The sequence below is a fragment of the Undibacterium sp. GrIS 1.8 genome, assembly GCF_040544445.1.
Taxonomy (GTDB): Bacteria; Pseudomonadota; Gammaproteobacteria; order Burkholderiales; family Burkholderiaceae_D; genus Undibacterium.
The window spans coordinates 117,578-128,264 of sequence record NZ_JBEONQ010000008.1; the positions used below are offsets into that span (position 1 = coordinate 117,578).

General features: G+C 48.1%; 8 protein-coding genes and 1 riboswitch. Of the genes, 6 read left to right on the forward strand and 2 right to left on the reverse strand.

Going from position 1 to position 10,687, the window contains the following annotated elements:
• Positions 1-82 precede the first annotated feature (82 nt).
• Together AAKU64_RS05815 and ffh are read right to left on the reverse strand one after the other, a co-directional pair.
• On the reverse strand, positions 83-484 hold the full coding sequence (locus AAKU64_RS05815; protein ID WP_354361751.1) for an SWIB/MDM2 domain-containing protein: 402 nt from the start codon (positions 482-484) through the stop codon (positions 83-85).
• A gap of 282 nt (positions 485-766) precedes the next feature.
• Positions 767-2,137 carry a signal recognition particle protein gene (gene ffh, locus AAKU64_RS05820; protein WP_354361752.1) on the reverse strand — a complete coding sequence of 457 codons (1,371 nt, stop codon included), beginning with the start codon at positions 2,135-2,137 and terminating at the stop codon, positions 767-769.
• Between the two features lie 438 nt (positions 2,138-2,575).
• Here ffh and AAKU64_RS05825 point away from each other — a divergent pair, with 438 nt between their 5' ends.
• From AAKU64_RS05825 to AAKU64_RS05850, 6 genes are all read left to right on the forward strand, one after another.
• Complete coding sequence (locus tag AAKU64_RS05825; protein WP_354333965.1) at positions 2,576-3,733, forward strand: ABC transporter substrate-binding protein; 1,158 nt, start codon at positions 2,576-2,578, stop codon at positions 3,731-3,733.
• A 111-nt stretch (positions 3,734-3,844) separates the two neighbouring features.
• A riboswitch (Fluoride riboswitch) is annotated at positions 3,845-3,932 on the forward strand.
• A 191-nt stretch (positions 3,933-4,123) separates the two neighbouring features.
• Positions 4,124-5,431: a voltage-gated chloride channel family protein gene (locus AAKU64_RS05830; protein ID WP_354361766.1), complete on the forward strand. Its 1,308-nt coding sequence runs from the start codon at positions 4,124-4,126 to the stop codon at positions 5,429-5,431.
• A gap of 221 nt (positions 5,432-5,652) precedes the next feature.
• Complete coding sequence (locus AAKU64_RS05835) at positions 5,653-6,630, forward strand: ABC transporter substrate-binding protein (RefSeq protein WP_354361754.1); 978 nt, start codon at positions 5,653-5,655, stop codon at positions 6,628-6,630.
• A 117-nt stretch (positions 6,631-6,747) separates the two neighbouring features.
• The gene (locus AAKU64_RS05840; RefSeq protein ID WP_322121448.1) at positions 6,748-7,563 is read left to right on the forward strand and encodes an ABC transporter permease; all 816 of its coding nucleotides are present in this window, start codon (positions 6,748-6,750) and stop codon (positions 7,561-7,563) included.
• A gap of 1 nt (position 7,564) precedes the next feature.
• Complete coding sequence (locus AAKU64_RS05845; protein ID WP_354361756.1) at positions 7,565-8,371, forward strand: ABC transporter ATP-binding protein; 807 nt, start codon at positions 7,565-7,567, stop codon at positions 8,369-8,371.
• Between the two features lie 60 nt (positions 8,372-8,431).
• A complete protein-coding gene (locus AAKU64_RS05850) occupies positions 8,432-10,492 on the forward strand; it encodes a sensor histidine kinase (protein WP_354361758.1) in 2,061 nt (686 codons plus the stop codon).
• Positions 10,493-10,687 lie beyond the last annotated feature (195 nt).

Below are 10,687 nucleotides of genomic sequence, written 5' to 3' on the forward strand. Positions count from 1 at the left end.
ATGCGGGCTTTTTTGTTTGGGATTGGGATTGCGATGAAGCCTGCAATACGCCAATAAGTCGCCCAAAACGACTGCGGTCAAATTAAGACAGGTGACCGGAAATCAGCTTTGTCATTTCAAACATAGAGACTTGAGCTTTGCCGCCGAAGACAGCTTTCAATTTGTCATCTGCATTGATGTTGCGTTTGTTTGCGTCATCTTGCAGCTTGTGCTTCTTGATGTATTCCCATACTTTTTTAGTGACTTCAGTACGAGGAATCGGCGCTGCGCCGATGACTGCTGCCAAAGTTGGCGAGATCGTCATTGGTTTCATAAATGCTGCATTTGGCTTACGTGCAGGTGCGTCTGCCTTAGCTGCTTTAGCCACTTTAGCTGCTGGTGCGGCCTTAGGTGCTGCTACTTTTTTAACTGCCGCTGGCTTTTTCGCCGCTGCTGCTGGCGCTGCTGGTTTTTTTGCCACTGGTTTTTTTGCTGCTGTTGCCATATTGAGGCTCCTTCACAAGTATCTTGGAAAATGCGCCGTTTCACGCATCGCTAATAGTGGTGCGCTTTGCAGAGTGATGCAAGTGTTTTTTGTGGCTTTTTGTATAAAATGTGTCGTAATTAGCAGAGTGCAGTGCTGTAGAGTGAAAAAAACCGAATCACGCCTTAAATTTACATATTTTCAGGGCGGTATTCGGTCTGTAGTCTTGCGGTGTTACTGTTTGTGTCGGGGCTAGCAAAGGGCGCCATAGGGCACCATAGAGCGCTAGTATTGCCTCTGCGTTTATCTTGATTTGCCTGGCATCATGCCCTTCATGCTGCGCATCATCTTCATCATACCGCCGCCTTGCAGCTTCTTCATCATGCTTTGCATTTGTTCAAATTGGGCGAGCATGCGGTTGACTTCTTGAATCTGGACGCCTGCACCCATTGCAATCCGGCGTTTGCGCGATGCTTTGATCAGATCTGGTTTTGCTCTTTCTCTTGGCGTCATGGAATTGATCATGCCTTCCATGCGACGCACACTTTTTTCTGCCTGATCCATATTCGCGCCACTCGCAGCTTGCTGCATTTGCGCAGGCAGTTTGTCCATCAAATTGGACAAGCCGCCCATCTTTTTCATTTGCGATAGCTGTAGCTTGAAGTCATTCATATCAAACTTACCGCCACCTTTGATCTTGTGCGCCAGATCTTGTGCTGCTGCGACGTCCATGCCTTTTTGAGCGGATTCGACCAGGGCAAGAATATCACCCATGCCCAAAATACGGTTTGCCATGCGGACTGGATCGAAGGCTTCTAAGCCATCTAGTTTTTCCGCCACACCCGCAAATTTAATTGGTTTACCAGTGATATGACGTACCGACAATGCAGCACCACCGCGCGAATCGCCATCTAGTTTGGTCAGCACGATACCGGTTAAGGGCAATGCGTCATTAAAGGCTTTTGCCGTGTTGACCGCATCTTGCCCGAGCATGGCATCGACGACAAACAGGGTTTCTATCGGTTTGACCGCAGCATGTATCGCGGAGATTTCTTGCATCATTGCTTCATCAATACCTAGGCGACCGGCTGTATCAATAATCAGCACGTCGTGGTAATGCTTTTTTGCAAAATCCAGCGCAGCTAAAGCGATATCAACTGGCTTGTCGGTCGGCAGCGTCGGGAAGAAGTCAGCGCCTACTTGCGCAGTCACAGTTTGTAGCTGACCAATCGCAGCCGGGCGATACACGTCGGCAGAGACGGTTAAAACTTTTTTCTTTTTTTGCTCGCGTAAATATTTGGCGAGCTTACCGACTGTGGTTGTTTTACCTGCACCTTGCAAACCTGCCATCAAGATAATTGCCGGAGGTTGGGTCGCAAAGCTGAGTTGATAGGCTTCGGGGCCGAGATCGGCACCCATTAAGCTGGCTAATTCCTTTTGCACCACGCTGACCAGCGCCTGGCCCGGCGTGAGCGAACTGATGACCTCTTCGCCCAAGGCTTTTTCTTTGACGCGGGCGATTAAATCACGCACCGCAGGCAAGGCAACGTCGGCCTCCAGTAAAGCCATACGTACTTCGCGCAACATCTCGGCGGTATTGGATTCAGTTAAACGAGCTTCGCCGCGCATGGTTTTCACCACTTTGGCAAGGCGTTGGGTCAGATTATCGAGCATGGATGAGATTTAATTTTCAGATAAATTATGGATGCAGCAACATTTAGAGCGAAATTCGGGTGCACTAATCAGGCTAGCATTTTACCTGATCGAGCGTTCTGCTTGTTCCAATTCTGGAATAGGGCGGCAAACCCTTCGTACAACTTGTAAAAATCCCAAATAGTACGATGTAGTTGCCTAAGATTAAACACCGATGCGTAGTATTACCGATGTTGGACATGGTTTTGTCCTGTTTAATCCTAGCGGTGTATTGCGGGGTTTGATTGCTGCTCAATATTGCCTAATATTGTGTAAGGCAGCGTGAGTGTTTGAATTCAAAGAGATGTGTCAAAAAACTCAAACCTAGCTAATTACACTTAAACACAAAAAATAAAATATAAAAAAGAGAGTTCATTTCACTCATGTCGAGGAAATTTTTTTTCATAACAGGAGACAAATATGCTGCGATCTACATGGTATTTTTCGGCCAGGCTCTGCGCATCCCTGGCTTTGGTGTCCTCAACGCTGGGTGCTGGCGGTTTTGCCTATGCCGAAGATGGCGTAAGTGAGAGCACGATTTTGCTGGGGCAGACGGTTGGTTTGACAGGGCAAATTGCGGGGCCCGTTAAAGAGATGAATGCAGGCGCAAATGCTTATTTTGCTTACATCAATAAAAATGGTGGCGTGAACGGACGGAAGATTGAAGTCCGCACACTCGATGATAAGTTTGAGCCAGCGCTTGCCGCGAGTAATGCTGAGATACTCATTAAGAAAGAGCATGTATTTGCCTTATTCCTCTCCCGTGGTACGCCACATACCGAGGCCTTGCTGCCGCTATTGGCCGAGAATAAAATCCCCTTGATTGCGCCAAGCACGGGGGCAACTTCATTTCATGCGCCAATTAACCATTATCTCTTTAATGTCCGCGCCAAATATAGGGATGAAGTCACGCGAGGTGTCGAGCAATTTAATACGGTGGGCATTAAAGAGATCGGTGTATTGCATGTCGACGATAGTTTTGGCAATGATGGACTGGTCGGTTTTAATCAGGCAATGGCGAAATACAATCTGACTCCCGCCGTGGTCGCAAAATACGATCGTGCCAAACCGGATATCGCCGCCGCTGTGGCTGTGGTGACTCAAAGTAAAGCAAAGGCCTTGATTCTCGTCGGGTCTGCTGCCACTAGTGCCGATTTAATTAAAGCCATAAGGGCTCAAGGTAGTGCGATACAAATCATGACCTTATCCAATAATTCATCACAATCCTTTGTAGATAATTTAGGTAAAGCAGGCACTGGAATTATGGTGTCGCAAATCATGCCAGCACCGAATTTATCCTCCAGCGTATTGGGGCAGGAGTTCAAAACGATTGCGATTGCACAAGGCGTCAACCCATCTTATGCAGCAATGGAAGGTTTTGTCGCTGCGAAAGTCATAGTAGAAGGCTTACGACGCGCGGGGCGCAATCCGACGCGCGAAAGTCTGATCCATGCTCTGGAGGCGATGCATCATTTCGACGTCGGTGGTGTCATGCTGGGCTACTCAGAGCAAGATCATAGCGGTAGCGAATTTGTTGAACTGACGATGATAGCTAAGGATGGTAAGTTCTTGCGTTAAGCATGGTTGATGAGTAGTGAACTTTGTCGTGGTACTGAAATCCTTGCTCAACCACGCGATCAGCGTCCTCAGTGCCGATTGCCAAGACATAGTAGAAATGATGCGTTAGAATTCACGCTCGGAGATGGCATTCCTCCTGCATTTTTTCGCTAACCGCTCTAGGTCAACATACCCTAGTGCTAATGATGCCTACATTTGTCCCTGATCAATTGGGAAGGTGTAGGCGCATAGTCAACATAGCGATTTTCAATTGATCCGGTTTTGTCTTATAGTCCAAGATAAAGATATAACAGGATTCGCATGAAAACCTCAAAACAAACCAGACCTCCGAAATCTCTTCAAAGTATTAATTCATCTCGGCCGATTGAGCAACTGGCGATCGTGCCTTACATGGTCAAATGGATTTTATTGGCCACCGCAGTGGCGGCGCTGGCAGGGACGGCATCTGCTTTTTTTCTGTTCGCGCTAGAGTGGGCGACCAACACCCGGCTAACACATCACTGGCTGATTGCTTTATTGCCTGTGGCTGGTTTTGTTGTAGGTTGGCTGTATCTCAAATTGGGGCAGCAGGTAGAGGCTGGTAATAATCTCTTGATCGATGAAATCCACGATCCTAAAAAATTGATTCCATTGCGTATGGCACCGTTGGTACTAGCTGGCACAGTAGTGTCACATTTGTTTGGCGCCTCTGTCGGGCGCGAGGGTACGGCGGTACAAATGGGCGGCGCTCTGGCGGATCAATTAACACAGCTATTCAAACTTAAACACGAAGACCGCCGGATTATTTTAATGGCAGGCATCAGCGCAGGTTTCGCTTCGGTATTTGGGACGCCTTTAGCAGGTGCGATTTTTGGATTAGAAGTGTTGGCGATTGGTCGCTTGCGATACGACGCGATTTTGCCTTGTCTGGTGGCGGCCATCGTGGCTGACCAAGTAGGTTTGCTTTGGGGGCCGCTGTTGGACATACACCATACGCATTATGCGATTCCTTTTATCCCCGCTATATCCGCCTGGGGATTGGTCGCGATGCTAATCGCAGGAATACTGTTTGGATTGGCCGGGAAAATATTTGCAGATGCAACCCATAGTCTAAGTGCCTTGATGAAGCGGCTGATTCACTACGCGCCGCTGCGACCTTTTATTGGTGGTGTAGTGGTCGCTGCTGCGTTCTGGTTGTTGGGTAGCGATAGCAGGGTAGATCGTTATATAGGCTTGGGTATTCCCACTATCGTAGAGGCTTTTCAGCATCCTTTAGCGTCTTATGATTTTGCTGCCAAGATGCTATTTACCATTGTGTCGCTGGGAACTGGCTTTAAGGGGGGCGAGGTTACACCACTGTTTTATATCGGTGCTACGTTGGGAAATGCGCTTGCGCCACTACTGAATATGCCTTTCCCTTTATTGGCAGGCGTTGGTTTTGTCGCGGTATTTGCCGGTGCTGCGAATACGCCGATTGCTTCTACTTTAATGGCGATGGAGCTGTTTGGTGCCGAGGTTGGCGTGTATGCGGGGATTGCCTGTGTGGTCAGTTATTTGTTCTCAGGACACACCGGCATTTATCGCTCGCAACGGGTGGGACAAGCAAAACATTTGCATGCTAACCTGGATGCAGCTGCGGGAGCGAGGCCGGTGAAACTTAGTGAGTTTCACAATCAGGCCAAGGATCTCGCCACAACATCAAAAAAGAATAAGCCCTGATAAGCTATCTTGCGTTTGTGTTCTAAATTGAATTCAATTTGTGTCCGTGCGAAAAACGGCAAACTTTTTCGTTTTAGCTCCGGATTATTCTGGTTCGTCAGAATAATCCGGGTAAGCAGCCCGACCAAGATGATAAAAATCAATGACTTGCAAAATAATCGAAGCTGGCACAAAGTCTGCTATACCCGTTATACAAATCAATAATAGTCAGGAGACCAATCATGTTTAAAAAAGCTATCGTCACGTCCCTCGTTTTATCCATTTCTGCTGCATTCGCCGGCGCCGCTCAGGCAGAATATGTTGTGCGATTGGGCAATCTCAAATTTGCTCATTACGGCGCAGTGTCTTATATCAAAGAGATCGCGCCAAAATGCGGTATCAAAGTCGATGAAAAAGTATTCCCCAAAGGCCTCGATGCGATGCAAGCAGTGATCGCTGGCGAACTGGATGTGGCCGCTGTGTCGTCTGAAGCCGTGATCTCTGCCAGAGCCAGCGGTGCACCTATCTATATCGTTGCTGGCTTTGCCAAAGGCGGAGCACGTTTGGTGACACGTCCTGATTTAGGAATCAAAACTGTCAAAGAATTAAAGGGTAAAAAAGTCGGCGTTACCCGTGGTGGTATTCAGGATATTTTGCTGGCGGCAGAGTTGTCGCAAAATGGCTTAAGTTATTCTGATCAACCGGGCAAAGATGTGCAGATTATTTATCTTGGCTTTCCTGATTTGAATCAAGCTTTGCTTGGTAAAAATGTCGATGCCATCATGCAATCTGAACCATATTCGGCGCAAGCAATTAACAAAGGTTTTGGTGCAGAACTGATCAAACCTTACGACACACCAATTGGTGAGCCAGTACGCACGATGGTCATGACAGAAAAATTCTATAAAGAGAACCGCCCACTCGCAGAAAAATTTATGCGCTGTTTTGTAGAGGCGACTAAAACCTTTATCGATAACAAAGACCTGGCCGAAAAATATGTCCGCGAAACGATTTTCAAAGGACAAATCACAAAAGAAGATTTTGTCAACGCGATTGGCAATTCTCCTTATTCCTACGATGTCACGCCAGAGCATATCCAGATTACTACGGATCTGATGCAAAAATATGGCGTCGGCAAAATGGCAAAGCCACCCGTCGCCAAAGATTGGGTCAAGACCGATTTGCTCGACGCTGCAAAAAAATCGCTTAATATCAAATAGGCTGACATAGTTACGGCTAAGGTAACCGGAGTAATGCCCGTATCTCTTAGCCGTCAATGATCGTCTCCGATGGATGCTTGCCATTCATCGACAGCATTTTCTCTATAAGGAAGCAATATGAAGAAATGGCGTGAAATCGGCGCGGGCTTAGTGGTGCCTGCGGTCTTAATTTTGTTCTGGCATGTGGTCACGACAATGGGTTGGGTTAATCCACAAGTCCTGCCATCACCTTGGGCTGTGGTAAAAAAGTGGTGTGAGTATGCCTCACCTATGGAAGCCTTTGATCCGGCGACGATGTCGCGTCTGGGTTGGTTGGTATCGGGTGAATTGATACGCGATACGATTGGCAGTATGTACCGCGTTGTAGTCGGTTTTGTGGTCGGCGCTGGTTTGGCCTTGCCGTTAGGTTTGGCGATGGGTGCTAGTCAGCGCGCCTATGCCTGGATGAATCCCTTAATGCAAGTACTGCGACCTATCCCTCCGATTGCCTATATTCCTTTATCGATTTTATGGTTTGGACTGGGTAATCCACCAGCGATTTTTTTGATCGCGATCGGCGCATTTTTCCCTGTTTTGATGAATACGATTGCTGGCGTACGCCATGTTGACGGTATTTATATCCGTGCAGCGCGCAATCTGGGGGCGAGCCAAACAACCTTGTTCTTACGAGTCATGTTGCCTGCCGCTGTGCCGTATATTTTATCGGGTGTACGTATCGGTATCGGTACCGCTTTTATCGTTGTGATCGTGTCAGAAATGATCGCGGTTAATAATGGCCTTGGCTTTAGGATTTTGGAGGCGCGAGAATATTTCTGGTCGGACAAAATCATTGCCGGCATGATTAGCATCGGTATGTTAGGACTGGCAATTGATCTGGCAATGAACAAACTGAATAACCATTTGCTACGCTGGCACCGTGGTCTGGAGAATTAATATGACAAGCCCAAATCCTGTACAGATCAAAGTCAATGCGGTGAATAAAATTTTCACCACTAGTGACCGTGAGGTGGTCGCCCTCAAAGATATTCAATTAGAGATTCCAGAAGGTCAATTTGTGTGTTTGTTGGGGCCATCGGGTTGCGGCAAATCGACTTTATTGAATGCGGTAGCGGGTTTCTCTTTGCCGACCAGCGGGACGATTACAGCGGAAGGGAAGTTAGTCACTGCGCCGGGGCCAGATCGTGGCATGGTATTCCAGGAGTACGCGCTTTTTCCTTGGATGACGGTAGAGAAAAACATCGCATTTGGACTAGAAATAAAAGGCGCCAGTAAGTCAGAAATCCAGAAAAAAGTCTCAGATTTATTAGCGATGCTGGGCTTAAGTGATTTTAAAAGCCGTTTTCCTAAAGACCTGTCTGGTGGTATGCGTCAGCGGGTAGCGATTGCCCGCGTACTGGCATTAGATTCGCCCATCATGTTGATGGATGAGCCATTCGGTGCGCTGGATGCCTTGACCCGCCGTAATTTGCAAGATGAATTGTTACGCATCTGGTCTGAGCTAAAAAAGACGATTATTTTTGTCACGCATAGCATAGAAGAAGCGATTTATCTGGCGGATCGGATTGTCGTTATGACTTATCGTCCCGGTACGGTCAAACGCGACCTGATGGTGGAGTTACCACGTTTGCGTGATCCGTCTTCTGCCGAGTTCAATCTGCTTAAACGTGAGTTAGGCCAACTGGTGATGGAAGAGCAGCAACGCCACCACACGGATGAGTTGAAAATGGCGGTAGTCGATTAAACTTTTAAAGTTAATCTCTTAAAACTATATCGTCACATTTCATCAGGCCAACTCATCCCAATGCGACGTACATCTGACTCGCATCAACCAGCTACGCTGCTATCTGGCAGTGTAGTTGTCGCCTTTGCCTTATTGATATGTGCCGTGCTGTTTATCCTTGGTGCATATTGGTGGGCATCTGGCAAAGCGCGGGAAGAAATCCGCTCCGCCGGAGACCGGCATTTGCAGATCATCTCCCTCGATCTGGAATCGGTGCTTGAGCGTTACGAAACCTTACCTTACGCATTAGCCTATCTACCTTTGGCCTCACAAATCCTGGCGACGCCCGGCGATGCGCAGAAGCTGGCACAATTTCATGCTGCGCTGAAAGACATTCAACAGCAATCCAAGCTTGCAGCGATTTATCTGATGGATAAAAACGGTAACACCATTGCTGCTAGCAATTGGGATACGCCGCAAAGTTTTATGGGGCAGAATTTTAGTTTTCGCCCGTATTTTAAAGAGGCAATACAGGGCGGTACCGGACATTTTTATGCGATCGGCAATACTACCAGCGTCCCCGGATATTTTATCTCGCAGCCGGTATTTGGAGATGGTAATGGGGATGACAATGTGGGTGAAAGCGCGGATAAAAACGCGGATGAAAATACCCATCAACTGGCCGGCAAAAAGCTGGATCGTATCCGCTCTGCTGTTCACAATCTCAATCGTTCGCCTAAACGCACTCCCATTGGTGTCATCGCCGTCAAGATTAGTCTTACCGAATTTGAAAAAGCCTGGCGTAGCAGTGAAGAACCGATTGCCTTGAGCGACCAGCATGGCGTGATTTTTTTAAGCAATCGTCCAGCTTGGCAATATCATAGTTTGCAAACGCTGAATGACGATGTGCAGAGATTGATTGCGCAGACCCTGCAATATGGCGGCAAGCCAATTGCCTCACTTGCCAGTTTGCCCAAGTCCGAGCGGGCTGATATTGGTCAGCTTGGTGAGTCTTCTCGTGATGAACTGAGTGACGTGAAAAGTAAGGTGCAAAGTAAGGTGCAAAGTAACTACGTCACTCGCCCTATAGGTCGTTTGTCCTGGCAATTGATGCTGTTTCCATCGGAGTCTACCATCCGCCGTGCCGGTATTCAGGCCGCGTTGGTGGCTTTTCTTTTGCTGATTTTGCTCGCAACTGCGGCAGCGGTGTTTCATCAGCGGCGGCGACGTCTGGATGAAAGACACCTAGCGCGGCAAGAGTTGCAGAGCGCTTTACAGCAAGCGGCCGATGATCTGGAGCAGCGCATCGCGCTACGCACGCAAGAACTGACCCATGCCAATGCGCAGTTGGCGACCAAGTACAGCAAGTTGCAATATGCCGAAAATCTGCTGCGGTCCACCCAGGACGAGATGGTACAAACCGGTAAGCTGGCGATGCTAGGGCAGATGGCCGCCGGCATGACGCATGAGCTGAATCAACCGCTGACGGCTATCCGCGCCTTTGCTGATAATGCAATGACCTTCCTGGCGCGTGGCAAAGTACCGCAGGCCAACGAGAATCTTCAACATATCAGCGATGCCAGTGCCAGAATGGGCGCGATTATCAGCCAGCTAAAAGGTTTCGCCAGAAAAAGTCCCGAGGCCGTTGCTGAGGTTGACCTTGCCGTGTCATTAAAAGCAGCGGCGCTATTAATGCAAAGTGAGTTTGAGCGACAAAACGTCGCTTTACTCTTATCGTCGCAAACCGGTTTGCTGGTACTGGGTGACGCAGTCAGAATCGAGCAAGTACTGATTAATCTGATGCGCAATGCCTTGGATTCTGTCGTGCAAAAAATGCAGCGGCAGCAAGAGATTGAATATAGTCAGCGTGGACCAACACAAGTCAGTGTCTTGCTGGAGGCTGATGAGCAGGACGCGATTATCCGTATTATTGATACCGGGACGGGTTTGCCAGAGCAGGTGATACAGCATTTGTTTGAGCCGTTTTTTACCACCAAAGCATCAGAGCAGGGCTTGGGTCTGGGGCTGGCGATTTCATCCTCGATAGTGCAGGCGATGAACGGGAGTCTTTGTGCTGAAAACCGCTTGCAAGGCGGGGCAGAATTTACGGTCAAAATCCCGCGTTGGATGGGGCGGGTCTAGACCTTCCCCAGAGCATAGATATAGATATATTAATAAAGATGTAAATTAATACTCCCACTATGTATATTTAAGGTGTCCAATAATAATATGGACAATCAGCAGGCGGATTCAGCTACGAAGAGCAACGGGAGGTAAGTTTTAGTGGGAGTATATCCAAATTATAAAAAACCTCAAACGGCGTTCGATAGCCGAGGC

Bases quoted from the DNA above. Each gene is read 5' to 3' on its own strand.
- AAKU64_RS05850 (WP_354361758.1), top strand. From the start codon at position 8,432: ATGCGACGTACATCTGACTCGCATCAACCAGCTACGCTGCTATCTGGC.
- AAKU64_RS05825 (WP_354333965.1), top strand. From the start codon at position 2,576: ATGCTGCGATCTACATGGTATTTTTCGGCCAGGCTCTGCGCATCCCTG.
- AAKU64_RS05840 (WP_322121448.1), top strand. From the start codon at position 6,748: ATGAAGAAATGGCGTGAAATCGGCGCGGGCTTAGTGGTGCCTGCGGTC.
- AAKU64_RS05835 (WP_354361754.1), top strand. From the start codon at position 5,653: ATGTTTAAAAAAGCTATCGTCACGTCCCTCGTTTTATCCATTTCTGCT.
- AAKU64_RS05830 (WP_354361766.1), top strand. From the start codon at position 4,124: ATGGTCAAATGGATTTTATTGGCCACCGCAGTGGCGGCGCTGGCAGGG.
- ffh (WP_354361752.1), bottom strand. From the start codon at position 2,137: ATGCTCGATAATCTGACCCAACGCCTTGCCAAAGTGGTGAAAACCATG.
- AAKU64_RS05815 (WP_354361751.1), bottom strand. From the start codon at position 484: ATGGCAACAGCAGCAAAAAAACCAGTGGCAAAAAAACCAGCAGCGCCA.
- AAKU64_RS05845 (WP_354361756.1), top strand. From the start codon at position 7,565: ATGACAAGCCCAAATCCTGTACAGATCAAAGTCAATGCGGTGAATAAA.